The 24,437-nt window shown below is 66.3% G+C and carries 25 protein-coding genes; 12 read left to right on the top strand and 13 right to left on the bottom strand.

Annotated elements, in window-relative coordinates:
- The first annotated feature begins 99 nt into the window (after positions 1-99).
- The 3 genes from phbB (at position 100) to J5474_RS14910 (ending at position 2,566) form a co-directional block, all read left to right on the top strand.
- Positions 100-822: an acetoacetyl-CoA reductase gene (phbB, locus tag J5474_RS14920; protein WP_209361717.1), complete on the top strand. Its 723-nt coding sequence runs from the start codon at positions 100-102 to the stop codon at positions 820-822.
- Positions 823-1,044: 222 nt separating this feature from the next.
- Positions 1,045-1,974, top strand: coding sequence for a VOC family protein (locus J5474_RS14915; protein WP_209361716.1), 930 nt, complete (start codon positions 1,045-1,047; stop codon positions 1,972-1,974).
- On the top strand, positions 1,967-2,566 hold the full coding sequence (locus J5474_RS14910; protein ID WP_209361715.1) for an alpha/beta hydrolase: 600 nt from the start codon (positions 1,967-1,969) through the stop codon (positions 2,564-2,566). Before J5474_RS14915 ends, J5474_RS14910 begins: the two co-directional genes overlap by 8 nt.
- Before the next feature lie 110 nt (positions 2,567-2,676).
- Here J5474_RS14910 and J5474_RS14905 read toward each other — a convergent pair whose 3' ends face one another.
- The 3 genes from J5474_RS14905 to J5474_RS14895 form a co-directional block, all read right to left on the bottom strand.
- A complete protein-coding gene (locus J5474_RS14905) occupies positions 2,677-2,850 on the bottom strand; it encodes a YdcH family protein (protein ID WP_209361714.1) in 174 nt (57 codons plus the stop codon).
- Between the two features lie 105 nt (positions 2,851-2,955).
- On the bottom strand, positions 2,956-3,738 hold the full coding sequence (locus J5474_RS14900; protein WP_245216489.1) for a tRNA1(Val) (adenine(37)-N6)-methyltransferase: 783 nt from the start codon (positions 3,736-3,738) through the stop codon (positions 2,956-2,958).
- Complete coding sequence (locus J5474_RS14895; protein WP_209361713.1) at positions 3,728-3,943, bottom strand: putative signal transducing protein; 216 nt, start codon at positions 3,941-3,943, stop codon at positions 3,728-3,730. Before J5474_RS14895 ends, J5474_RS14900 begins: the two co-directional genes overlap by 11 nt.
- Before the next feature lie 69 nt (positions 3,944-4,012).
- On the opposite strand from J5474_RS14895, the gene J5474_RS14890 reads away from it, so the two are divergent.
- Positions 4,013-5,008 (top strand): polyprenyl synthetase family protein, encoded by a 996-nt coding sequence (locus J5474_RS14890; RefSeq protein ID WP_209361712.1) that lies wholly within the window; start codon positions 4,013-4,015, stop codon positions 5,006-5,008.
- Between the two features lie 123 nt (positions 5,009-5,131).
- On the opposite strand, the gene J5474_RS14885 is transcribed toward J5474_RS14890, so the two are convergent.
- The 5 genes from J5474_RS14885 to J5474_RS14865 form a co-directional block, all read right to left on the bottom strand.
- Entirely contained in the window at positions 5,132-5,959 is an 828-nt protein-coding gene (locus J5474_RS14885; protein WP_209361711.1) for a 4-(cytidine 5'-diphospho)-2-C-methyl-D-erythritol kinase, read from the bottom strand.
- Positions 5,946-7,715 carry a tetratricopeptide repeat protein gene (locus J5474_RS14880; protein WP_209361710.1) on the bottom strand — a complete coding sequence of 590 codons (1,770 nt, stop codon included), beginning with the start codon at positions 7,713-7,715 and terminating at the stop codon, positions 5,946-5,948. The genes J5474_RS14885 and J5474_RS14880 overlap by 14 nt, the downstream gene beginning before the upstream one ends.
- Before the next feature lie 109 nt (positions 7,716-7,824).
- Positions 7,825-8,115, bottom strand: a complete 291-nt coding sequence (locus J5474_RS14875; RefSeq protein WP_209361709.1) for a PilZ domain-containing protein — start codon at positions 8,113-8,115, stop codon at positions 7,825-7,827.
- Between the two features lie 126 nt (positions 8,116-8,241).
- A complete protein-coding gene (locus J5474_RS14870; RefSeq protein WP_209361708.1) occupies positions 8,242-9,891 on the bottom strand; it encodes an electron transfer flavoprotein-ubiquinone oxidoreductase in 1,650 nt (549 codons plus the stop codon).
- A 275-nt stretch (positions 9,892-10,166) separates the two neighbouring features.
- Entirely contained in the window at positions 10,167-11,336 is a 1,170-nt protein-coding gene (locus J5474_RS14865; RefSeq protein WP_209361707.1) for a calcium-binding protein, read from the bottom strand.
- 618 nt (positions 11,337-11,954) lie between these two features.
- Here J5474_RS14865 and greA point away from each other — a divergent pair.
- Together greA and J5474_RS14855 are read left to right on the top strand one after the other, a co-directional pair.
- Positions 11,955-12,425, top strand: a complete 471-nt coding sequence (gene greA / locus J5474_RS14860) for a transcription elongation factor GreA (RefSeq protein WP_209361706.1) — start codon at positions 11,955-11,957, stop codon at positions 12,423-12,425.
- 8 nt (positions 12,426-12,433) lie between these two features.
- Entirely contained in the window at positions 12,434-13,432 is a 999-nt protein-coding gene (locus J5474_RS14855; protein WP_209361705.1) for a hypothetical protein, read from the top strand.
- A 212-nt stretch (positions 13,433-13,644) separates the two neighbouring features.
- Here the strand turns inward: J5474_RS14855 and J5474_RS14850 are convergent, their stop codons facing one another.
- From J5474_RS14850 to J5474_RS14840, 3 genes are all read right to left on the bottom strand, one after another.
- A complete protein-coding gene (locus J5474_RS14850; protein WP_209361704.1) occupies positions 13,645-14,904 on the bottom strand; it encodes a molybdopterin-binding protein in 1,260 nt (419 codons plus the stop codon).
- 305 nt (positions 14,905-15,209) lie between these two features.
- Positions 15,210-15,818, bottom strand: coding sequence for an MlaC/ttg2D family ABC transporter substrate-binding protein (locus tag J5474_RS14845; protein WP_209361703.1), 609 nt, complete (start codon positions 15,816-15,818; stop codon positions 15,210-15,212).
- A gap of 84 nt (positions 15,819-15,902) precedes the next feature.
- Entirely contained in the window at positions 15,903-16,652 is a 750-nt protein-coding gene (locus J5474_RS14840; protein ID WP_209361702.1) for an MlaA family lipoprotein, read from the bottom strand.
- A 310-nt stretch (positions 16,653-16,962) separates the two neighbouring features.
- Here J5474_RS14840 and J5474_RS14835 point away from each other — a divergent pair, with 310 nt between their 5' ends.
- The 6 genes from J5474_RS14835 to J5474_RS14810 all read left to right on the top strand — a co-directional run bounded on the left by J5474_RS14835 (position 16,963) and on the right by J5474_RS14810 (position 23,230).
- Positions 16,963-18,696 (top strand): type I secretion system permease/ATPase, encoded by a 1,734-nt coding sequence (locus tag J5474_RS14835; RefSeq protein WP_209361701.1) that lies wholly within the window; start codon positions 16,963-16,965, stop codon positions 18,694-18,696.
- Between the two features lie 311 nt (positions 18,697-19,007).
- Positions 19,008-20,273, top strand: coding sequence for an HlyD family type I secretion periplasmic adaptor subunit (locus tag J5474_RS14830; protein WP_245216504.1), 1,266 nt, complete (start codon positions 19,008-19,010; stop codon positions 20,271-20,273).
- Between the two features lie 153 nt (positions 20,274-20,426).
- A complete protein-coding gene (locus J5474_RS14825) occupies positions 20,427-20,891 on the top strand; it encodes a RidA family protein (RefSeq protein WP_209361700.1) in 465 nt (154 codons plus the stop codon).
- Positions 20,888-21,640, top strand: a complete 753-nt coding sequence (locus J5474_RS14820) for a glycerophosphodiester phosphodiesterase family protein (RefSeq protein ID WP_209361699.1) — start codon at positions 20,888-20,890, stop codon at positions 21,638-21,640. Before J5474_RS14825 ends, J5474_RS14820 begins: the two co-directional genes overlap by 4 nt.
- A gap of 85 nt (positions 21,641-21,725) precedes the next feature.
- Positions 21,726-22,919 carry a GNAT family N-acetyltransferase gene (locus tag J5474_RS14815; protein WP_209361698.1) on the top strand — a complete coding sequence of 398 codons (1,194 nt, stop codon included), beginning with the start codon at positions 21,726-21,728 and terminating at the stop codon, positions 22,917-22,919.
- The gene (locus tag J5474_RS14810) at positions 22,916-23,230 is read left to right on the top strand and encodes a 4a-hydroxytetrahydrobiopterin dehydratase (protein WP_209361697.1); all 315 of its coding nucleotides are present in this window, start codon (positions 22,916-22,918) and stop codon (positions 23,228-23,230) included. Before J5474_RS14815 ends, J5474_RS14810 begins: the two co-directional genes overlap by 4 nt.
- Here the strand turns inward: J5474_RS14810 and mobB are convergent.
- Both mobB and mobA read right to left on the bottom strand, forming a co-directional pair.
- Entirely contained in the window at positions 23,227-23,730 is a 504-nt protein-coding gene (gene mobB / locus J5474_RS14805; RefSeq protein ID WP_209361696.1) for a molybdopterin-guanine dinucleotide biosynthesis protein B, read from the bottom strand. The genes J5474_RS14810 and mobB overlap by 4 nt on opposite strands.
- A complete protein-coding gene (gene mobA, locus J5474_RS14800) occupies positions 23,727-24,344 on the bottom strand; it encodes a molybdenum cofactor guanylyltransferase MobA (RefSeq protein WP_209361695.1) in 618 nt (205 codons plus the stop codon). Before mobA ends, mobB begins: the two co-directional genes overlap by 4 nt.
- Positions 24,345-24,437: the final 93 nt, after the last annotated feature.

Here is a 24,437-nt window from a genome sequence, read left to right as displayed (position 1 = left end):
GCGCCAAGCCAAAATATTGCGCGCAATATTGTTGCGAAGATGGAATCACGCAGGTAACAAAGTTACCAAGCTATTACCAAGAACTGGAGGAGTTCCCACATGGCAAGAGTTGCACTCGTGACCGGCGGTAGCCGCGGCATCGGCGAAGCGATTTCCAAGGCGCTGAAGGCCGAAGGCTACACCGTGGCCGCGACCTACGCCGGCAACGACGAGAAGGCCGCCGCTTTTTCGGCCGAAACAGGCATCAAGACCTACAAGTGGAACGTGGCCGACTACGAGTCGTCCAAGGCGGGCATCGCGCAGGTCGAAGCCGACCTCGGCCCCATCGACGTCGTCGTGGCCAACGCCGGCATCACCCGCGACGCGCCCTTCCACAAGATGACGCCGGAACAGTGGAAAGAGGTGGTCGATACCAACCTCACAGGCGTCTTCAATACCGTTCACCCGATCTGGCCGGGGATGCGTGAGCGCAAGTTCGGCCGCGTGATCGTGATCTCCTCGATCAACGGCCAGAAGGGCCAGTTCGCGCAGGTGAACTACGCGGCGACGAAGGCGGGCGACCTCGGCATCGTGAAGAGCCTCGCACAGGAAGGCGCGCGTGCCGGTATCACCGCAAACGCCATTTGCCCGGGCTACATCGCAACCGAAATGGTCATGGCCGTGCCGGAGAAGGTGCGCGAGTCTATCATCGGTCAGATCCCCACCGGCCGTCTGGGCGAACCGGAGGAAATCGCGCGTTGCGTGGTCTTCCTCGCGTCCGATGACGCGGGCTTCATCAACGGGTCGACCATTTCGGCGAATGGCGCGCAATTCTTCGCCTGAAAAACCGCGCCGGCGGCGGCATTTTTGCGCGCCCGCCCGCACACGCTCCCTCCGAAACGCCCCGGCCGCGCGCCGGGGCGTTTCGCGTTTCCCCGTCACGGTCTTTCGCCGAAGAACTGCCCCTCGCCGACTCTGCGCTGGCGCACCAATTCCCCGCGCCGACCGGCGATGCCATGCGATCAGTCTGACCCTATATCCTGCCCAGAAACCGGAGGATTCATCATGCTCAACCAGATCAACGGTCTGCACCACGTGACCTCGCTGGCCTCCAGCGCGCAGGAAAACAATGCATTTTTCACGAAGGCGCTTGGCCTGAGACGGGTCAAGAAGACCGTGAACTTCGACGCCCCGGACGTTTATCACCTTTACTACGGTAACGCGACGGGCACTCCGGGCACGGTGATGACCTATTTTCCCTTTCGCAATGCGGCCCGCGGCCGTCCCGGGACCGGCGAGGTCGGCACCACCGCCTTTGCTGTCCCCAGGGACGCCCTGCCCTTCTGGGAGGAACGCCTCGCCACGCTTGGCACCGAAGGCATGGTCCGTACAGACCGTATGGGCGAGCAACGCCTGATGTTCAGGGGGCCTGACGGCGATGGTTTCGCGCTCGTGGCGCAGGACGACGACCGTACTCCATGGGTCGCCGACGTGCCGCAGGACGTGGCGATCCGGGGCTTTCATTCTGCCGACATGCGCTTGGACCCGCGCGGCGCCGCCGCCAGTGCTGAGTTACTGCGCTTCATGGGCTACGAAAGGGAGGCGTCGGAGAACAATGTCACCCGCTTACGGGTGCCGGGGGGCAATGCGGCGCAGGTCATCGACATTACCGAAGTCGATGCCGCCCACGCCGCGCAGGGCGCCGGTTCGGTGCATCACGTCGCCTTTTCCGTCGACAACCGCGACAAGCAGCTCGAAGTCCGCAAGGCCCTGATGGACACCGGTTATCAGGTCACGCCGGTTATCGACCGCGATTACTTCTGGGCGATCTACTTCCGCACGCCCGGCGGCGTGCTTTTCGAGGTGGCGACCAACGAACCGGGCTTCGACCGGGACGAGGATACCGCGCATCTCGGCGAAGCATTGAAGCTGCCCCGCCAGCACGAACACCTGCGCGCGACGCTGGAACGGCATCTGGAGCCGATCCATGACTGACTACGCCTATGCCGAAACCTCAGGCCAGCCCGGCGCACCGCTCATCTTCACCTGCCATGGCACCGGCGGGACAGAGGCTCAATTCCACGGTTTTGCCAGCGAGGTCCTGCCCGAGGCGCATGTGATTTCTCCGCGCGGCGATGTGTCGGAGCACGGTGCGCTACGCTACTTCCGGCGCAGGGCGGAGGGGCTTTACGATATGGCGGATCTTGCGCGCCGGACGGAAGCGATGCTGCGCTTTGTCGAGGCTGCGCGCGCACGCACCGGGGCCACGCGAGTCATGGGGCTGGGCTACTCCAACGGCGCCAATATCCTCGCCGCCGTCGCCATGGCGCAGCCAGCCCTGTTCACGGACCTCGCGCTGATGCACCCGCTGATTCCATGGCAGCCCGCCCCGGCACCGGCATTGGCGGGCACCCGGGTTCTGGTCACTGCCGGACGGCGCGATCCGATCTGCCCGCCTGATGCGACGCGCGCCTTCTGCGCCTGGCTGGAAGGCCAGGGGGCCGACCTGCGGACCGAATGGCATGCCCACGGGCATGAGATCACCCAGGACGAGGTGAATACTGTGGTGGAATTTCTGAGGGGGTGAGGGGCCAGTTGGAACGCCGTGATCCCGGGCAAGGCACATGTTCCACATCTGAAAGATCGCTGGCGCGAACCTGCCCCGACATGGGTCAGGACAGGCCGCGTCGACATAACTCAGGCGACGGTAGACGAAAGGCGCGTTATTTCCTCCTTGATCCGCAGTTTCTGCTTTTTCAGCGACGCGATGTGCAGGTCGTCCGTGCCGGGTGATCGCTGCGCGACTTCCACGGCGTCCGAAAGAGACTGGTGCTTCCTCTTCAGTTCCTGCAGATGCGAGCTCAAGCTCATGGGATCCTCCTTTCGATGGTGGGAGTTTCAGTGCAGCACAACATGGGCATTCTGTCACGCCGCGCATGCGATTATGCTTCACGAAACTGTAACAATCGGCAAAAATCAGCCGGGGTCTGCCTCGAAAGGTAACGCACGGCCCTGCTGCATCACATTGCGGAAACGCTCCGTATAGTTGTCCGGGGCATTGTCCCGAATCAGGGCAGGATGAATGGCCATGGGCGCGTGAAAGCGGAACGGCGCGCGCCCGTCCTTGCGTCCTCGCAGCAGGATCAAGCGCGGCCCCCGGCCTTCCCGTGGCAACAGGGGCAACAGCTCCAGCGACCCAAGTGGCCCGTCCATCGCGGCCAGGAGTTCGGGCAGACGCTCCACCCGCTGGATGAAAGTGGCGTAGCCGCGCGGCTTCAGACGCTTCGCGGCGATGCTGACCCAATCCCCCAACGGCAGCGCCCCGGCACGCCCGGTGCCCCGCCCCGGCTCCTGCGCGGCAAGGCCTTTGCCGGTCTCGAAATAGGGCGGATTGGCCATGACGAAGTCGAAGCTTTCCGCCTTCAGCGCCCGTGGAGGATCGGAGATGTCACCGTCCCAGACGATGCCCTCCAGCCCATTGTCCACCAGATTGCGGCGCGCCAGGTCGGCGTAGGCCGGCTGGATCTCCACCCCGGCGAGCCTGAGCCCCGGCACCCGCGCACCCAGGCAGCACAGCGCCGCGCCGCCGCCACAGCCCAGCTCCAGAACGGATTGTCCGGCCCCCGCCGCAATGGTGGCCGCCAGCAGAACAGGGTCGGTCCCCGCACGATAGCCCTCGCGCGGCTGCCATAGCTGTACCCGCCCGCCCAGCATGGCATCGCGGGTCAGCTCTGCGTCTGCGAAGGGGTCAGCCCGCAAGGTTCACGCCGGCCAGTTCCAGCAACCGCCGCGCCCGCGTGAGATCCGCCGTGCGCACCATCAAACGACGTGGCAAAATGCCGATCGACCCCTCGAGGATGCTCATGTTTACGTCCAGTTCAAAGCTGGGTATATCCTCCGCGTCAAGGATGGTTTTGGCGAGTGGTATCAGGGTGATGTCGGTGGTGCGCAGTAGCTCTTCCATGGACATGATTTAGAGACGGGCAGTGGTTCTTGTCGAGCCTTGATGCCACAGAACGCATGAGGAGTCGGGATGTTGGATCAAATAAGCGCGAAGCCGCACGAACGTCTGGCCCAAATTCTGGCGCCGGAAATGCAGGCCGTGAATGGTCTGATCCGTGACCGGATGGCTTCGAAGCACGCGCCGCGTATCCCGGAGGTCACCGCCTATCTGGTGGAGGCGGGCGGAAAGCGGCTGCGACCGATGCTGACGCTGGCTGCGGCAAAGCTCTGCGGCTATGAGGGTCCTTACCACATCCATCTCGCTTCCACGGTCGAATTCATCCACACCGCGACCCTGCTGCATGACGATGTGGTCGACGAAAGCGCGCTGCGGCGCGGGCGGAAAACGGCGAACCTGCTCTGGGACAACAAGTCGTCGGTACTGGTGGGGGACTACCTCTTTGCCCGGTCGTTCCAGTTGATGACCGAGACGGGCAACCTGCGGGTGCTGCGGATCCTGTCGGACGCGGCGGCGACCATCGCGGAGGGCGAGGTCCTGCAGCTGACCGCCGCACAGGACCTGAAGACCACCGAGGAAATCTACCTTCAGGTGGTGCGGGGCAAGACGGCGGCCCTGTTCTCGGCGGCGACCGAGGTCGGCGGCGTCATCGCGGGCCGTCCGGAGGAAGAGGTGCGCGCCCTCTTTGAATATGGCGACGCGCTTGGGATCGCCTTTCAGATCGTCGATGACCTGCTGGACTATTGGGGTTCGGACGCCACCGGGAAAAACGTGGGCGACGATTTCCGGGAAAGAAAACTGACCCTGCCGCTGATCAAGGCCCATGCCAGGGCCGGCGAGGAGGAGCGGGCCTTCTGGAAACGGGTCATCGAGAAAGGCGACCAGCGTGACGGCGACCTTGATCGGGCGCTCGAACTTTTGAACCGGCACGGCGCGCTCGATGAGACCCGGTCCGAGGCGCTGGCCTGGGCCGGGCGGGCCAAGGCGGCGATGCTGACCTTCCCGCAAAGCGAGCTTCGGGACCTGCTGATCGAGCTCAACGATTACGTGGTGGCGCGGGTCAGCTGAGCCGGTGTCCCAGCATGGGACACGCCATCCGATTGAGCAAAATCAAAGGCTTGGGCTGACCGGATTTACCGGATCTTAACGCTATCCCGCCGGGGCCGGGGCCCCGGGGGAAGACGTGAACCGTCAGCGCAGGGTGCAGGGTTCCACCCACCAGTCGGCGTGCAGGGCGCGAAGCCCATCGGCGGCGGCCTCGGCCTCGGCGCTGTCGTCATATAGCGCAAAGCACGTCGCGCCGGAGCCGGACATGCGGACAAGACGCGCGCCGGGGCTGGCCTCAAGCGCGGCGAGGACGTGGCCGATGACCGGCTGGAGCGCCACGGCGGGCACCTGAAGATCGTTGCGTTGCGCGGCGAGCCAATCCACAAAGCCCCCTGCCCCGCCCGCAGCAGCGGGCATCTCCGCCATCGGCGGATTGGTCTTTTGCGTCAGGGCCTTGAACACCGCAGGCGTGGACACGTCGACGCCCGGATTGACCAGCACCGCGTGTAGCGCAAGCGGCGGGAGGGGGTGCACCACGTCACCGATCCCCGCCATGCGCGCGGCGTGACCGACCATGCAGACGGGGACGTCGGCGCCGAGACGCTCCAACCCCTCGGAAGGCACGGGGCGCCCGCGGAGGTCCGCCACGGCACGCAGCGTCGCGGCGGCGTCCGAGGAGCCACCGCCGATGCCCGCCGCCGCCGGAAGATGCTTTTCCAGAACAATGGAGACCGATTCCCCGAACCATTCCGAAGCCTTCCAGCACAGGTTGCGCGCGTCGGCGGGGACGCCTGCAGCACGCGGGCCGGTGACGGTCAGCGCCATGGCGCGCGCCTCTGTCACGCGCACGCGATCGCCCACGTCGGCAAAGACCACGAGACTGTCGAGCAGGTGATAGCCATCGGCGCGCTGCCCGGTGACGTGCAGCGCCAGATTGACCTTCGCCGGGGCGAAAGCGTCAGTCGGCGACATCGGCCCTGACCAGCGGCGGCGCGCCTTCTTCGGTCAGAACCCGATCCAGACCCACGGCCAGCTTGCGCTGGATACGCTCCGGATCGGCCTCTGCCGCGGCGTCCTCCCAATCGACGAAAGACAGCGCGCGGTGCCACATGAACTCCGCCTCGCGCTTGCGCCCCACGGCCCAGTAGACGTCGCCCAGATGGTCGTTCACCACCGGGTCGATGGGCATGAGTTCAGCGGCCTTTTCCATGTGCGGAACGGCCTCTTCGTAGCGGCCGAGGCGGTAGAGCACCCAGCCAAGACTGTCGACGATATAGCCGGAGTTCGGCCGCGCTGCGACGGCGCGTTCGATCATCGACAGGGCCTCGTCCAGTTTGACCTGTTGTTCGACCAGCGAATATCCGAGGTAGTTCAGCACCTGCGGCTGTTCCGGGTTCAGCTCCAGCGCCTTGCGGAAATCGGCCTCTGCCTCTGACCATTTGTTCTGACGCTCAAAGGCGATGGCACGAGCATAAAAAAGGAACCATTGGCGATCGGTCTCCTCCGCAAAGAGCTCCAGCGCGCGGGAATAGGCCGTGACGGCATCCTCGTAGCGTTCCTGCTGGCGGTAGAGATCGCCCAGCGTGGTCTGCGCCACGGCAAGGTCGGGGCGCTGCGCCGCCAGATTTTCCAGCAGAAGGATGGCGCCGTCGATGTCGCCGCGATCGCGCAGGGCCTCCGCCTCTCCCATCACGGCGGCGTGCCACGAGGGGTCGGTTTCGGGAACCTGTTCAAAGGCCGCCTCCGCCATGGCGAACTGGCCCATTTTCGACAGGATTTCGCCCGAAAGGAGGATCGCGTCGGTGTGGTCGGGGCGCAGGGATTCGGCCATGCGGGTATAGAGAAGCGTGAGTTCGTCGCTGCCCTCGTTCGACAGCGCGCCGGCGAGGGAATAGAAGACTTCCGCCATGCCGTCCTTCGGCGTACGGACATGGCTGAAGGCGAGTTTTTCACCCGATGCGAGGGCAGTGCGCATCTGCTTCAGCGCGGGGTCGAGGTCGCTGCCAAAGCTGTCGTCGAGCAGGGTCACCGCATCGGACTGGCGGTCGAGCTGCGACAGGATTTCGGCGCGCGCCATGACGCCGCGCCGGGTGGAGGCCATACCGCTCGCCTCGTCCGCGTCGAAGATGGCGGCGGCACTGTCGAAATCGCCGACGGAGGCGAGGGCGAGCGCCTTGTGGTAGGCGGCGAAGGGGGCGAGGCCCTGCATCGCGGCGACCGCGTCGAAGGAGAGGAGCGCCGCGCTCATGTCGCCAGTGCCAAGCTGGGCCCATGCCTTGACCAGACCGTCGGCAAGCGGGCCGATGCCCTTCTTGTCATTCACCGCCTGAATGATGGAAGCGTAGTTTTCGTTCATCGCCGCATGGGTGATAAAGGCCATCTGGGCGATCTGGCTTTCCTGGCCGGCCTCCGACATGCGCTGCGCCAGCAGGGCGGCGCGGGCGAAGTCGCCCATGGACATTTCCGCGAGGATAGCACGTTCGAGCAGCGCGGGGCGGTTCGGATCGAAGGCCAGCGCGCGGCCGTAGTGATGCGCGGCCGATTTGAAATCGCCCAGGAAGCTGGCCTGCCGCGCGGCGAGATATTCGCCCGCGAAGCCGGGAGCCGGCTGGTCGGCGCGCGCGGTCGCAGGGGTCGTGGCGGTCAGCCCCGTGGCGAGCGCCGATGCGGTCAGCGTCAGAACGGTTGCCCGGAGGGCCCTTGCCCAGATGTTTGCCCGAAGCGTCAAGTTCCCGGCCTCCCTTGTGTACTGTCGATCGTCGCAGAGCCTAGAGCGCCCCGGAGGTCATGTCCATGCGGACCCGCGCGGCTATGGCGGTCCGGGGGGGCTGCGGCGATCACAACATGTGGAGGTCGCGGTATTGACGCAGGTTTTCCAGTTGCACGGGGTCGAGCGGTTGTTCGAATTGCAGCGCGGCCCCGCGTGGCGAGACACGGACGACGCGGGCGCCGACCGTCTGCTTCAGGGCGGTCAGGCTGACCTGTTCGCCGATCGAAAGCGGCAGCGATCCTTCGGCAAAGGCACCGGAGGGCGAGACATTGACGATGGTCGCGGCGAAGTCCCCGGAGGGGGTGGACAGCTCGAACCCCAGGGCGCTGGGCAAGCGGTCGGCGCGTTGTTTCAGCATCGGGATGAATCCTCACGATTTAACCCCCGCAGGATGGCGCCGCAGGTGTTTCGAAGGTGTTAACACCGCTGTGGAAACGGAAGCGGTCCCGGTGCGGGGCGCCCCCGCCTGGGGACGCCCCGTGTGTCACATGTTGGGGTAGTTCGGCCCGTCGCCGCCCTGCGGAACCGTCCAGACGATGTTCTGGGAGGGGTCCTTGATGTCGCAGGTCTTGCAGTGCACGCAGTTCTGGAAGTTGATGACGAATTCCTGCTGACCGTCCTTCTCCACGACCTCGTAGACGCCCGCCGGGCAGTAGCGCTGCGCCGGTTCGTCGAACGTCGGCAGGTTGACGGCGATCGGGACGGAGGGGTCCTTCAGCTTCAGGTGGCAGGGCTGGCTTTCTTCGTGGTTGGTGAAGGAGAAGGACACGTTCGTCAGCCGGTCGAAGGACAGCTTGCCGTCGGGCTTGGGGTAGTCGATCGGTTTGTGGTCGGCGGCCTTGCCGGTGGCGGCGGCGTCGGATTTGCCGTGCCGCAGGGTGCCGAAGAGCGATCCGGCGAAGAGCGAATTGGTCCACATGTCGAGCCCGCCCAGCGCGAGGGACGGGAACATGCCCCACTTCGACCACATCGGTTTGACGTTGCGAACCTTCTTCAGGTCTTCGCCGATGGCCCCGTTGCGCACCTCCGTTTCGTAGCCGGTCAGTTCGTCGCCCGCGCGGCCTGCCTTGATCGCCTCATGCGCCGCCTCGGCCGCGGCCTTGCCCGACAGCATCGCATTGTGGTTGCCCTTGATGCGCGGCACGTTGACCATGCCCACGGAACAGCCCAGCAGCGCCACGCCCGGCGCGACCATCTTCGGCATGGACTGATAGCCGCCTTCGGAGATGGCGCGCGCGCCGTAGGACACCCGCTTGCCGCCTTCCAGCAGCTCCGCGACCATCGGGTGGTGCTTGAACCGCTGGAATTCCATGTAGGGATAAAGGTGCGGGTTCTCGTAGTTGAGGTGCACCACGAAGCCGACATAGACCTGATTGTTGTCGAGGTGATATATGAACGACCCGCCCCCGGCGTTGCCGCCCAGCGGCCACCCCATGGTGTGGGTCACGGTGCCCTCGCGGTGCTTGGCCGGGTCGATCTCCCAGATTTCCTTCATGCCGATGCCGTATTTCTGCGGGCAGTGGCCTTGCGAGAGGTCGAACCGCTCGATGACCTCCTTCGAGAGCGAGCCGCGCACGCCTTCGCCGAGGAAGACGTATTTGCCGTGCAGTTCCATGCCCGGCTCGGAGTTCGGACCCACGGTGCCGTCGGGTTCAAGCCCGAAGACCCCCGCGACCACGCCTTTCACCGCGCCGTCCTCGCCGTAGACCAGTTCGGAACATGCCATGCCGGGGAAGATCTCCACACCCAGCGCCTCGGCCTGCTCGGCCATCCAGCGGCAGACGTTGCCCATCGACACGATATAGTTGCCGTGGTTGTTCATCAGCTTCGGCATCGGCCAGTTCGGGATGCGGATCTCGCCCTCTTCGCCCAGCAGGTAGAAGTTGTCCTCGCGCACCGGGACGGTCAGCGGCGCGCCCTTTTCCTTCCAGTCGGGGATCAGCGCGTCCAGCCCGCAAGGGTCGAGCACCGCGCCCGACAGGATATGCGCGCCGACTTCGGAGCCTTTCTCGAGCAGGACCACGGACAGCTCGGGGTCCAGCTGTTTCAGACGGATCGCGGCGGAGAGGCCCGCAGGGCCACCGCCAACGATGACCACGTCGTATTCCATCGACTCGCGTTCGATCTCGCTCATGTCCACTCCTCCAGAGAAACCCCGCCGTGCGCGCAGGCCGGGTAATAAAATTTCAAAATTCCTATCTCGCCTCTGCGGCATACGTCAATGCGCGCGCAGCGTCACGGTGCCGCAACCCCCGGCGCGCGGGCTGGTTTGCGGGTGCTTTCCGCGATCCTTCCGAGAACATTCGGGGCGATATCGGCGCGTCTTCCGGGGCAGTTACCGCGTCTGGCACGAAAACGGCAACCGGCCCGCCGGTCAGGGCGGGCCGTCGTATACCGGTGGGCGCGCGATCAGAGGATCGTGGTTGCCAGCAGGTCGACCGGCGTCACATCGTCGATGACGGCCACCATGACGCCGTCGATGAGCACGTCGACGCCGCTCGCCCCGTTGTCAAACCAGGAGACCGAGCTCCAGGTCAGGGCGGAGAGGTCCACGGCGTCCTCGGCCACGTCGAAATCCGTGATGTGGTCGACGCCTGCCGCGCCGATGAAGACGAAGACGTCCGCTCCGGCGCCGCCGGTCAGTACATCATCGCCATCGCCGCCGTCGATGGTGTCATCCGCCATGCCGCCAATCGCGGTATCGTTGCCCGCGCCGCCGAGCAGCAGATCGCCGTCCATCTGCCGCGTGACCGTGGGCGTGGTGGCCTGGACTGACATCAAAAGGTCGTCGCCGTCACCGCCATCCAGCGTGTCCCGGTCGGAGGTCGCCAGATCGTCGCCCCCGGTCAGCGTGTCGTTGCCCCCCTCCCCCATCAGAAGCTGCGCGCCGTTCGCCCCCACGATCATGTCATCGCCGCCGCCGCCGAACGCGGTGTCGGCGCCGTAATCGTTGGTGAATTCACCGGCGACGTGGATCAGGTCGTCGCCCTCCCCACCCGAAAGGCTGTCCTTGCCAGCCCCGCCGATCAGGGTGTCATGACCCAGGCCTCCGTCGAGGGTGTCGTTGCCGGCACCGCCCTGAACCGTGTCGTCCCCCTGTTCGCCAAGCAACGAGTCGTCTCCTTTGCCGCCGTCGAGCATGTCGTTTTCGTCGCCGCCGACCATGCGGTCATCGCCCCCGCCACCGAAAAGCGTGTCGGCACCGTCGCCCCCGGCCAGGGTGTCGATGCCCTCGTCGCCCTCGAGGCTGTCGTCGCCGCTGCCGCCAACCATGATGTCGTCGTCCAGCCCGCCACGGATCCAGTCATCGCCATCACCGCCTTCGAGTGTATCCTCGCCCGCCTCGCCGTCGATGGTATCGGCGCCGTCGCCGCCGGTCATCCAGTCGTCGCCCTCGCCACCCAGCATCAGGTCATCGCCGGATTCGCCGTCCATGGTGTCGTTGTCCAGACCGCCATCCAGCGTGTCGTTGCCCTCCCCGCCCAGCAGGTGGTCATGGCCGAGCCCGCCCTTCAGCGAGTCGTCATCGAGTTCGCCCCAGAGTTCGTCGTCCCCCCGCGCCGCCATCGACGGTGTCATTGCCTTCGCCGCCGAAATAGGTGTCGTCCCCCCCGAGCAGCAGTTCGAGGTTGCCACTTGCATCGCCCGAGAAGTTGTCGTTTCCTGATGTTGCCGGCATGATTTCACCCCCCCTGATCCCGTCATTCAAATGTGGAACAGGCCGCTGACTGGCCCCCGCGCCAACTGTGCAGCCGGGCGGGGGGGCGCTGACCAGACTTCCGCCAGTCATGGCGAAAACAGGGCGGAGAGCGCCCTGATTTCACCGAATTTTGCCCACTCCGTGGAAACAGTGTGCCAGATTGGTCCAGTTTGCCGAAAACTAAATGCATACTTCGCGGCCAGGGCGATTCGGACGACGCGGATTCAATGCAGCCGTGCCGCCATACCAGACTGTGCCGGTCGCTTTGCGGCTGGCCCCGGTGACTGGCCGGTCTCGCTGACTGCGCTGCCGGCCGGTGTACCTGCGGATGCGTCCAGCCCGTGCAAGCCACCGCTCAATACCGCCGGGATTGCGAGAATGCGTCTGGCCAGGCGAACCTTTGGACATTACATGCCTGTTCATCACCAGCCTTTACATCAAGGCTCACACGCGACACTTTCCGCATTCAACGCGTCTCTCAGTAAAGAAGATCCGAAATGGACAAGATCCTGATCACCCGCGCGGGTCACACCGCGCTCGAAGCAGAATTGAAGCAGCTCAAGTCCGTGGAGCGTCCCGCCATCATTCAGGCGATCGCGGAGGCACGCGAACTGGGCGATCTGAAGGAAAACGCGGAGTATCATTCCGCGCGCGAGAAACAGGGCTTCATCGAAGGCCGGATCAAGGAACTCGAAGGCGTGATGGGGCTGGCCGAGGTGATCGACCCGAAGACGCTGTCGGGCCCGATCAAGTTCGGCGCCACGGTCACCGTGGTCGACGAGGATACCGACGAGGAGAAGACCTGGCAGATCGTCGGCGAGCACGAGGCCTCCATCGAGAAGGGCCTGCTGAACGTCAAATCCCCCATCGCGCGGGCGCTGATCGGCAAGGAAGAAGGCGACAGCGTCGAGGTGAACACCCCCGGCGGGCAGCGCGCCTACGAGATCCTGACGATCACCTATAAGTAAGGCACGCCATGGCCGAGAAGACCGAAGCCAGACCGACGCCGCCGGGCCTGTACAGCCGTGGCGAGGAGATCGGCGTCACGCCGGTGGAAATCGCCGCCGCGGCGCTGACCGTGGTCTGGCTTCTGCTGGCGGGGTGGTTCTTCCTGGCTGGCGGGCTGGCGGGCGGCGACGGGGCGGGGATGAACTTTCTCCTTGTCCTCATGGTGGTGGTGCTGCCGGTGGCGCTGATCTGGGTCGCGGCGCTGGCGGTGCGCGCCTCCCAGGTGATGCGCAGCGAGAGCGCGCGCCTGCAGGCGGCCATCGATGCCTTGCGGCAGGCCTATGTCGCGCAAAGCCAGGCCGGCAAGGGACAGCCGCCGCATCCGCAGATCGTCAAGCGGCTGGACGATCTGGGCGGCGGGATGAAGAATCTCGAGGCGACGCTGGCGATGCTGGGCGGCGTGCGTCAGGCGGAACCGGTGCAGGCGGGCGGCGCCCGCGTGGAGGACGACCAGCCGACGCTGTCGCTGGGCACTCCCGCCGAGGCGCTCCAACCGCCGCTGGCCAGTGGCGACCTGATCCGCGCGCTGCACTTTCCCGAAACGGCGGAGGACGACGAGGGCTTTGCCGCGCTGCGTCGCGCGCTGAAGGACCGCGCGGCGGCCAAGCTGATCCAGGCGGCGCAGGACATCCTGACGCTGCTGAGCCAGGACGGCATCTACATGGACGACCTGCGCCCGGACATGGCGCGCACCGATGTCTGGCGCGCCTTTGCACGCGGCGAGCGCGGCCGCGCCATCGCGGCCCTGGGCGGGGTGCACGACCGTTCTTCGCTGGCACTGGCGGCGGGGCGGATGCGCGAGGACCCGATCTTTCGCGATGCGGCGCACCACTTCCTGCGGCGCTACGATCAGTTGTTCTCAAGCGTCGAGCAGGCGCTTTCGGACGAGGAGATTTCCGCCTTTGCGGGGACGCGGACTTCGCGTGCCTTCATGCTGCTGGGCCGCGTGGCGGGGACCTTCGACTGACGCCCCTCCCATGCAGCCCTTCCCATACCGGGTGCGGACCGGGCCCGGACAATTCCCGGCAGGCAACTGGCGTGCGCAATGATGCCTGACGCCCGGATCCGGGCGTTGACGGGGGCTCTGCCCCCCGGCGCGTGCCGCGCCTTCCCCCCGCGGTATTTGGAAACCGAAGAAACGCGGGGCTTGGGCGTTTCTTTGCGCTGGACGGATCCGTTTCAGAGACCGAAGCTGCCGAAGGGGATGTAGCGGACCGGGTCGCCGGGGGCGATTTCGCACGGTCCATCACCCAGTTCCACGAGGCCTTCGGCCCATGAAAGACCGGAAATGCGGCCCGAGCCTTCGGACCGGAAGACCTTGGCCCGGCCATCGCGGATGCGGGCGCGCAGGTATTCGCGGCGACCGGGTTTCTTGGACTTGGCGAAGGCGGCGGGGACGGTGAAGCCCGTGGGCTCCGACCAGCCGGCACCGGCGAGCAGGTCCATGGCGGGGCGGGCGAAGATCAGGGTACAGGTGAAGGCCGCGACCGGGTTGCCCGGCAGGCCGAAGACCGGCGTGCCCCCCCAGAGGCCCAGCGCCAGCGGGCGGCCCGGTTTCAGCGCGATGCGCCATTCCGTCAGCGCCCCCGTTTCGCGCAGGAGAGCGGAGACATGGTCCTCGTCCCCCGCAGAGGCCCCCCCCGATGTCAGGATCACGTCAACATCGGCGGCGGCCGCATCGAGGCGGGCGCGGAGGGTGGCCCGGTCGTCCGGAACATGGCCGAGATCGATCGCATCGAACCCCATGCGCGTCGCCATTGCCAGCAACATGGGCCGGTTGGCGTCGAAGATCTGACCGGACGCGGCTGTGGTGCCCGCTGGCACGATTTCGTCTCCGGTGGAGAGCACACCAACGCGCAGACGGCTGTAGACAGGCAGCGTGGCATGCCCCGTCGCCGCCGCCAGTGCGAGGTCGGACGGGGTGATGCGGCGGCCCTGCGCGAGGGCGGTTGCGCCCTTGTTCATGTCCTCGCCCGCGCGGCGGGTATTGGCGCCGGGTTTGACCGGGCCGCGAAAGGCCACATGGTGCGCGTCGGTGGCGCAATCCTCGTCCAGCACGACCGAATCGACGCCCTCCGGCAGGGCGGCGCCGGTCAGCACGCGTATGGCGTGGCCCGGAGGCACGGTGCCCGCGAAAGGTTTGCCCGCAGCCGCGCGCCCCTGAACCAGCGGCAGGGAGATGTCGCCCCCGCCCGTGTGCGCGGCGGCAAAGCCGTAGCCATCGACGGCGGTATTGGCCTCCGCCGGATTGGCGCGCAGGGCGGGCAGGTCCTGCGCGAGGATCCGGCCCGGGGCTGCCAGCAATGGAACGCTTTCGGGGGCCACCACACGGGTCAGCCGGTCCCGCAACAGGCGCAGGGCGTCGTCCACGGGGGTCCAGTTCACGCCCGGCGGCAGGGCAAAGCAATCGTTGCTGAGGGGCGGCGGTTTCAGCGTCATCTGGGTCTCGGTCCTTGCGGGGCCTGGCAGGGATCTGTCAGGGATCTGTCATGGCGCGGTCGTGGCACAGTCGTGGCGGGGTTCCGCACGGCAGGCGGCGATCGGGTCGGCGTGATGGCCGGGGCCGCAGCCGTTTTCGGTCCTTGCCACCGCCTTGTCGACGCGCAGCTTTAACCGCAGACGGTCCGGGCGCAAGCGGGCAAGCCCCCGGCGCGCCGCAGTGGCCGCGCGTAGTCCTTGCCGCCGGAACAGTCCACCGCCGCCAAGGCGCCGATGTCTGGCCGGAGACGCGCCTCGGCGATGGCTTAGCCCGCTTTTTTCAGGTCCGCGATCATCGCGTCGATATTGCCGCGGCGCTTGTCCAGCATGGCGCCGATTTCGGTGCGCTCGGTCAGAAGCAGGTTCACGCCTTCGATATACATGTTGAACATCAAGGGTTTGCCCGTGCGGTCCGAGGTGTGGAAGGTCACGGCGAAGGGGCTCTGGCCCTTCAGGTACGCGGTAGTGGCGACTTCGTAATAGTTCTTCACGGCCTTGACGCCCTGAACTTCGAGCCGGCCGCCGATGAATTCGCGGAAACGAGAGCCGTACTTGCGCGAGAGATAGCCGGTAAAGGCGTTGGTGAAGGCTTTCTTCTGGGCCGCCGTGGCGCGCCGCCCGTCGGCGCCCAGTGCGTAGGCGGCGATGTAGGGCAGGTCTGCGTAACGGCGAAAGATCTTCTCGAAATCGTCGTACATGGCCGAGGGCGACTTGCCGGAGGCGATGACCCTGTTGATTTCGGCCACCAGTCCGTCGACCAGCTTGCGTGCGGCGGCTTCGGTCAGCGCGGCGAACGCGGCACCCGGCAGGGCCAGCGCGGCGAGGGAGGCGAGCGTGGCGCCGATGACGCCGCGACGGGTCTCGAAGGGGGACATTGGATTTCTCCTTGCTCTGGCTTCTTGCTTTGGCCCCGGTCTGCGGCCGTGTTCGTGGCCTCGTCCACAACGGAGCGCGGGCCGTCAGAACCCTGTCGTGTCGAGCGCCATCGGGTCGATGTCGGCCGAGGCGGGGTCCTCTGCGCCCAGCGTGTAACGGCGGTGCTGGAGGTGCATCAACCGGGTCTGCGCGTAGGCGTCGCTGCTGTCATATAGAACCGAATCCACGGTTTGCGAGAACTCGCCGCGCGCGATGACCCTGTCCGCCGCCTTTGCCAGCGGCGGCAGGTAGCGTTCGGGCGAATGCAGCACATAGGCGAGCGGATCGGTGAAAAGATCGACCACCATGCCGGTGGCGCCGCGCTCTGTCGAAGGGCCGACGAAAGGCACCACCATGTAGGCGCCCTCGGGCACGCCCCAGACGGCCAGCGTTTCGCCAAAATCGCTCTTGTCCGGCGTCAGCCCCAACTCGGAGGCCGGGTCCAGAACGCCCAGCCCGACGGTGGCATTCAGGGCAAAGCGCAGCGTGTTCTGCGTCGCCCGCCAGAGCCGCAACTGCAGGAGTTGGTTCACCACCGTCTGCGGCGTGCCGACCGTATCGGCGAACTGGCTGACCGCCTGCCGGCCCCCCGCAGGCAACGCCTCCATGACGCCAGTGCCGGCGCCGCGCAAGACCTTGTCGTCGACGCGGGTGTTGAACGCGTGCACGCGGCGGTTCGCGGGCTCGTTCGGATCCCAGATGCCATCGGGAGCCTGCTCCGGTCCGGGAATCGAACAGGCAGCTAGCGTCAGCGCTAGCGGAACCATGGCGAAAAACGCACGGAGGGCGAGCATTCCGGTCCTCCCGGGACGAAAGTCATTGGAAAGCAGCAAGGCTTCCCCGAAAGTTACCGTGTTTTAGTTTCAGATTGTGACGACGGAAGGAAGGGAAAATCCAGACTTTCGCAGTACTTTGGGTTTAATGCGCCAATGGGCGCCTTGTCGTCCGGCCTGAAACCGGGCCCGCTGGCCACAGGCATGCCGATCACCCGCGCCACCCGTGCGCAGGATGACCACACAGGACGGCCATGCGGGACGGCCTTGCAGGAAACGACGCAGGTCCCGTCAGGGACCACCGCCATGGATCGAGGGACAGACACAAGGGATGAGCACCCAGACCAAGAACACCGGACGCGAGGAACTGCGCGCCGCAAGGCGGCAGTCGCGATCCTATTACTGGTTCGTCGGTATTTTCAGCTTTCTGGTGAACATGCTGATGCTGACCGGCCCGATGTACATGCTGCAGGTCTACGACCGGGTGCTGGGGTCACGGTCGGTGGCGACGCTGGTGGCGCTTTCGGTGCTGGTTCTGTTCCTTTACAGCATGATGGGCGTGCTCGACTACGTGCGCGGGCGCGTCATGGGACGGGTCGCGGCGCGGTTTCAGGCGGCTCTGGACCTGCGGGTCTTCGACGCGGTGCTGCGGCGCTCGGCCATCCAGCAGGACGAACTGGCCCAGACCGGCCTGCGCGACCTCGAATCAGTGCAGCGGCTGATGTCCTCGCCGGTCCTGCTCGCGGCTTTCGACATACCCTGGGCCCCGATCTTCCTCGCCGGGCTCTTCGTCTTTCATCCATGGATGGGATGGCTCGCGGTGGCGGGCGGCTCCGTCCTGATCGTGGTGACGCTCGCGAACCAGCTGATTTCACGCCGTCCGACCCTCAAGGCGAACATGTCCGTCATGCAGGCGGAACGCACGTCGGAGCAGATCCGGCAGGAAGCGGAGATGGTGCAGGCGCTGGGTATGCGGCGCGATGCCTTTGGCCGCTGGATCGGCGCACGGGGAGAGGCGCTGTCGGGCCAGATCACCACCGCCGACATTACCGGCACCTTTTCCACCATGACGAAGACGTTTCGCATGATCCTGCAGTCGGGGATGCTCGGGCTTGGCGCCTATCTGGTCCTGCAGGGAGAACTGTCCTCCGGGGCGATGATCGCCGGGTCGATCCTGATGGGTCGCGCGCTGGCCCCGATCGAGCTGGCCATCGGCCAGTGGCCGATGGTGACGCGGGCGCGGAAGGGCTGGGACAACCTCGTGCAGTTGCTGAGCGAAGTTCCGGCGGAGGCGCCGCGCACCGCCCTGCCCCGCCCGAAAGCGCGGCTGGACGTGCAGCAGCTGACCATCGTGGCCCCCGGCGAACAGCAGGCATCGCTGCGGCTGGTGACCTTTAACGTCACCCCCGGCGACGCCGTCGGGGTAATCGGGCCCTCGGGGTCGGGGAAATCGACGCTGGCGCGAGCGCTGACCGGAGTCTGGCGGCCCGCAGGGGGCAAGATCCGGCTGGACGGCGCCTCGCTCGATCAATACGGGCCGGATGTGCTGGGGAGCCACATCGGATATCTGCCGCAGCGGGTTACGCTGTTCGACGGCACCATCGCCGAGAACATCGCGCGCCTGTCGTCCGAACCGGACGCGGCGAAGGTGGTAGAGGCCGCAAAGAAGGCCGACGCGCACGAGATGATCCTGAAGTTGCCACATGGCTACGACACCCGGGTCAGCGCGGTTGGCGGGCGCCTTTCGGGCGGGCAGATGCAGCGCATCGGCCTGGCGCGGGCCATGTACGGCGACCCGGTACTGCTGGTGCTGGACGAGCCGAATTCCAACCTCGACAACGAGGGATCCGAAGCGGTGAACCGCGCCATCGCGGGCTTCCGGGCAGAGGGCAAGTCGGTGCTGATCATGGCGCACCGCCCGGCGGCCATCAAGGAATGCAACAAGCTCCTGATGCTGGAGGGCGGACAGCGCGTCGCCTTTGGTCCGAAGGATGAGGTGCTGCAGCAGATGGTGAAGAACCACCAGCAGATCCAGAAGGCGGCGACGCCGGGAGGCATGCGATGAGCAGGACACCGGAGTCGCGGGAGAAGGCGGATGATGTACCGGGAGGGGGCTTGAAAGGCGGCGAGCAGACGATGCGGCCCCTTGGCCGGATCGAACCGCAGAAGGCCGGCCCGGCTATCGGGCCAGAGGTAGGGCCAGAGGCAGAGCCAGACAGCGGGCCAGACAGCGGTTCAAAGTCCGGGCCGACGGTTGCGCGGGCGGCCGCGGCGAACCCCGCGCCGCCAAAGCCCACACCAAAGCCCACACCAAAGCCCACACCAAAGCCCCCTGCGGCACCGGAGGGCCACGCGACCTTTCCGACGCGCGGGCCGATGATTGCGGGCGTCCTCGCCGTGCTGCTTCTGGTGGGCGGTTTCGGCGGCTGGGCGGCCACGACGAACATTTCCGGTGCCATCGTGGCCTCCGGCCAGATCGAGGTCGACCAGAACCGGCAGATCGTGCAGCACCCGGACGGGGGGGTGGTCTCGGAAATACTGGTGGACGAGGGCGATGAGGTCGCCTCCGGACAGGTGCTGATCCGGCTGGACCCGACGCTGCTGCAATCGGAACTGACCATCGCGGAGGGACAGCTTTTTGAATTGATGGCGCGGCGGGCGCGGCTTGTGGCCGAACGCGACGGCACTGAGGAGATCGTCTTTCCTGAGCCGCTGTTGATGGCGGCTCGGCAAGAGCCCGAGATCGCGGAACTGGTGGAGGGCCAGCGCAACCTGTTCTTTGCGCGTGCGGAATCGCTGGCCAAGCAGGTCGACCAGCTGCGCAAGCGGACGGAACAGATCGCCGACCAGGTGCGCGGGGTCGAATCGCAGCAGGCATCGCTGGCCGCGCAGTTGGACCTGATCGGCGAGGAACTGACCAACAAGGAAGAATTGATCCGCAAGAAGCTGATCCGCGCGCCCGAAGTGCTGGCCCTGCAGCGGGAAAAGGCCCGGCTGGGCGGCACCGTCGGCGAGTTGATCGCGCAGAAGGCGCAGGCGGAGGGCCGCATCACGGAGACGGAGATCCAGATTCTCGGGCTGGAGACCCAGCGCCGCGAGGAGGCGATCACCACCCTGCGCGACCTCCAGTTCCGTGAACGCGAGTTGGCTGAGCAACGCCGTGCCCTGAAGGAACGGCTCAGCCGGATGGAGATCACGGCGCCGGTTTCGGGCGTGGTCTACGGGCTGACGATTTTCACCCCGCGTTCGGTGATCCGCCCGGCGGATCCGGTGCTCTACCTCGTGCCGCAGGACCGCCCGCTGGTGATCGCGGCCCAGGTGGAACCGATCCACATCGACAAGCTTTTCGTCGATCAGGACGTGGGTCTGCGGTTTTCCTCTCTGGACCAGAAGGAGACGCCGGAGCTGTTCGGCGAAGTTCGGCAGATCTCGGCGGATGCCTTCACCGACGAGGCCGCGCGCCGCAGCTATTACCGCGCGGAGATCGTGCTGAACGAGGGAGAGATCGCGCGCCTGCCAGAGGGCGCGGTGCTGATCCCCGGCATGCCGGTGGAGGCCTTCATCCGCACGGAAGACCGTACGCCACTGGCCTACCTCGTGAAGCCTTTCACCGATTATTTCGCAAAAGCCTTCCGCGAGTGACCTGACGCAGCCTCGCTCCGGCATTGCGGCCGAGCCCGGGTGCGGCGCGGCCCGACCCGTCGCAGTGAGTATTTTTATCAAGAAGACGCAGCGGGGGGTTCCTCTTTTCCGGCGCGGGTTCTAGCGTCCGGCGCAACAGATGGAGGATCCCCGATGTCCAACGAGATCGAAGCCCGCCTCGAGGCGCTTGGCCTGAGCCTGCCCGATGCGCCCGCCCCGGCGGCGAACTATGTTCCCTACGTGCTGACCGGCAACACGCTGTACGTATCGGGCCAGATCAGCGCCATGGACGGCGAACTGATCAAGGGCAAGGTCGGCACGGACCTGACCGTGGAGGAAGGCACTGCCGCCGCCATGGCCTGTGCGCTGAGCCTGCTGGCACAGGTGAAGGCGGCACTGGGAGGCGATCTGACACGGCTGAAGCGGGTTGTGAAGCTGGTCGGTTTCGTCAACTCGCTTGGAAATTTCACCGATCAGCCGAAGGTGATCAACGGCGCCTCCGACCTGATGGTGGCGGTGCTGGGCGACAAGGGCCGGCATGCGCGGTCCGCCGTTTCCGCCGCCGCGCTGCCGCTGGGCGTCGCGGTGGAAATCGAAGGCATCTTCGAGGTCGAATGATGCTGCCGAAAGGGTTTCTGGACCGTCCGGTCGCGCATCGGGCGCTGCATGACCGTGCCGCCGGGCGGCCGGAGAACAGCCGTGCCGCGGTACGCGCAGCGGTGGAGGCGGATTATGCCATCGAGATCGACCTGCAGATGTCCGCCGACGGGGTGCCGATGGTGTTTCACGACTACCAGTTGCAGCGGCTGACAGGCGAGACCGGCGCCCTGCGGCAGCGCGATGCGGCTGCGCTGGGGGCGATCCGGCTGACCGATGCGGTTGACGGCATTCCGACCTTTGTGGAAGTGCTGGAGATCGTCGGTGGCCGGGTGCCCCTGCTGGTGGAGGTGAAGGACCAGGATGGGGCCATGGGTCCGGATGTGGGCCCGCTGGAAGCGGCCGCCGCGAGCGCCCTTCGGGGTTACGACGGGCCGCTGGCGCTCATGTCCTTCAACCCCCATTCGGTGGAGGCACTGGGGCGGCTGTGTCCCGACCGCCCCGTGGGGCTGACCTCCTGCGCCGGCACGGCGGAGGATTACCCCACCCTCCCCCGCGAAGCGCGCGAGGCGCTGGGGCGGCTGGAAATGGCCGATGCCATGAGGCTCGACTTTATCAGCCACGACCACCGCGACCTGCACAATCCCCGCGTGGCGGAGCTGAAGGCGCGCGGGGTACGTGTGTTGTGCTGGACCATCCGATCGCCCGCCGAAGAGGCAGCGGCACGCAAAATCGCCGAGAACATCACGTTCGAGGGATACCGCGCGTGAACGGGGCCTCCGCCACGCGGCGGGGGCTTGATCGCGCTGGAACGGGGGCCAGATTGCACCCCATGACTGACAGCGAAACGACCCGATGACCGACGCCCCCGCCCGCGATGTCACCGTCTCTGTCCTGCCATCGCTGGCGCATATCGCGCCGGAGGTCTGGGACGCCTGCGCCTGCCCCGAAGCAGCAAACGGGCGGCCTATCGATCCCTTTACCACGCACAGGTTTTTGAAGGCGCTGGAGGATTCCGGTTCCGTCGGACCGCGCACCGGCTGGGAGCCGCAATACCTGAGCGTGGAGGTGGAGGGCGAGACGGTCGCGGTCGCGCCGATGTACGCCAAGGGCCATAGCCAGGGCGAGTATATCTTTGACCACAGCTGGGCGCATGCGCTGGAGCGCGCGGGCGGGCAATACTACCCGAAGCTTCAAGTCGCCGTGCCCTTCACCCCCGCCACGGGGCGGCGCCTGCTGACGAGACCGGGGTTTGAGGTGCTGGGGCGGTCCGCCCTGGTGCAGGGGGCGGTGCAGTTCGCCGCGAACCACGCCTTGTCCTCCGTACACATGACATTTTGCACGGAAGAGGAGGCAGAGGCCGGCGCGGAGATGGGGCTCCTGCACCGGGTGACGCAGCAATTCCACTGGCTGAACGAGGGTTACGCAAGCTTTGACGATTTCCTAGCGGCGTTGTCGTCGCGCAAGCGCAAGACGATCCGCAAGGAGCGGCGGCAGGCGCAGGCCTTTGGCGGGGAAATCCGGATGCTGACCGGCGCGGAGATCGAGCCGCGCCACTGGGACGCCTTCTGGCGGTTCTATCAGGACACCGGCAGCCGCAAGTGGGGTCAGCCCTACCTGACGCGCCGCTTCTTCGAGATCGCGCACGAGACCCTGCGCGACGACGTGGCGTTGGTCATGTGCGAACGCGAGGGGCACGCTGTCGCGGGGGCGTTGAATTTCATCGGGCGGGACGTTCTGTTCGGGCGGTACTGGGGGTGCATCGAAGACCACCCATGCTTGCATTTCGAAGCCTGCTATTATCAGGCTATCGACTATGCGATCGCGCACGGGATGAAGCGCGTGGAGGCCGGCGCGCAGGGCGAACACAAGCTGGCGCGCGGATACCTGCCTGCGGCCACGCATTCGCTGCACTGGCTGGCGGAACCTTCGTTCAGGAACGCGGTTGAACACTACCTCGCCGAAGAGCGGCGCGCGGTGGACGAGGACATCGAGATTTTGACGGGTTACGGCCCATTCAGGAATACCCGAGGGGAGGAACAGCCATGAACGAGAAATTGTCCGATACCGGCCGGAAGGCCATGCTCGACCCGCTGTTCGCAACCGGCTGGGCGCTGGTCGAGGGACGGGACGCGATCCGCAAGACTTTCCAGTTCAGCGATTTCGTGGAGGCCTTCGGCTTCATGACCAAGGTCGCGCTCTATGCCGAAAAGTGGAACCACCACCCCGAATGGACGAACGTCTACAACCGCGTTGAGGTGACGCTGACCACGCATGACGTGGACGGGCTGTCGTCGCTGGATGCAAAGCTGGCACGCAAGCTGGACGCGCTATGCGAGGCGATGCACGGCGGCGCCTAGCCGCGCGGCGCGAGGCCGGTTTCGTCCAGTATGAAATCCGCGATGGCGCCGGTGTCATCAAGGACGAAGACCGGCACGGCGGTATCCACGGCGCAGTCGGCGGCCACCGCGCGGATAGTTTCATCCCCCGGCGCAATCAGCTTGTGCCTCGCCTCGGCACGGAAGCATTCGACCTTCGGGTGGCGCGCGTTCTTGTAGCCCTCCACCAGCACGAGGTCACAGGGGCCGAGGCGCGGCAAAAGGTCGGCAAGCTCGGGTTCCGGATCCCCGCGCAGCTCGGTCATGTGGGCGACGCGCTTGCGGGAGGCGAGGATGACCTCGCGCGCGCCCGCCTCCCGGTGGCGGTAGGAATCCCGTCCCGGATGGTCGATGTCAAAGGCGTGATGCGCGTGTTTCACCGTGGAGACCGAATATCCGCGCGCCGTGATTTCGGCCACGAGCCGCTCCATCAGGCCGGTCTTGCCGGAGTTCTTCCAGCCCGTGACGCCGAATACCTTCACAGCATCGCCTCCGCCTGCGCCAGATCGTCCGGCGTGTTGATGTTGAAAAAGGCGCGGTCGTCCAAAAAGATCGCCTCTCGCCCGCCGTGTGCTTCGGTCCAGAGCACGACCTTCTTCAGCCCGTCCCGAAGCGCCGCGCGCAGATCGTCGCGCAGTGCCACAGGCCAGAGGCCGAAGGTCGGGTGCCGGATCAGACGCCCCTTGGCGGACCGGGTTTCGACGTCGCCTTCGGTGGCAGCGAGTACCAGCGGATGCGTCTGCCCCTCGGAGGCGCGCAGCAGCACGGGAACCAGATCGCAGGGCATAAAGGGCGTATCGGCGGCGACGCTGACCAGCGTGTCGGCCCCCTGTTCGGCGGCCCAGTCGAGCCCCGCCAGCACGCCCGCGAGCGGACCGGGAAAGCCGGGCAGCGAATCCGCCACCACGGGGAGGCCCGCGTCAAACCGGGCGGGATCGCCATTGGCGTTCAGGCAGAGGCCGGCCACCTGCGGCGCGATGCGTTCGATCACGCGGTCGAGCAGGGTCCGCCCGCCAAGCGCGAGCAGTGCCTTGTCCCCGCCGCCCATGCGCGTGGCCTGCCCGCCCGCAAGGATTACCGCCACTGGCTGCTTCATGCGCCTCTGCCCTCATCTGCGCGATTTTTCCGGAAAAATCGCACCGCCTCGACCGTTTTGCCTCTTGTTTCAGACCTGCGCCGCGCCGTCCAG

This window comes from Sagittula salina, from assembly GCF_017813235.1.
Taxonomy (GTDB): Bacteria; Pseudomonadota; Alphaproteobacteria; order Rhodobacterales; family Rhodobacteraceae; genus Sagittula; species Sagittula salina.
This window is presented reverse-complemented; position numbering and strand designations above follow the sequence as displayed.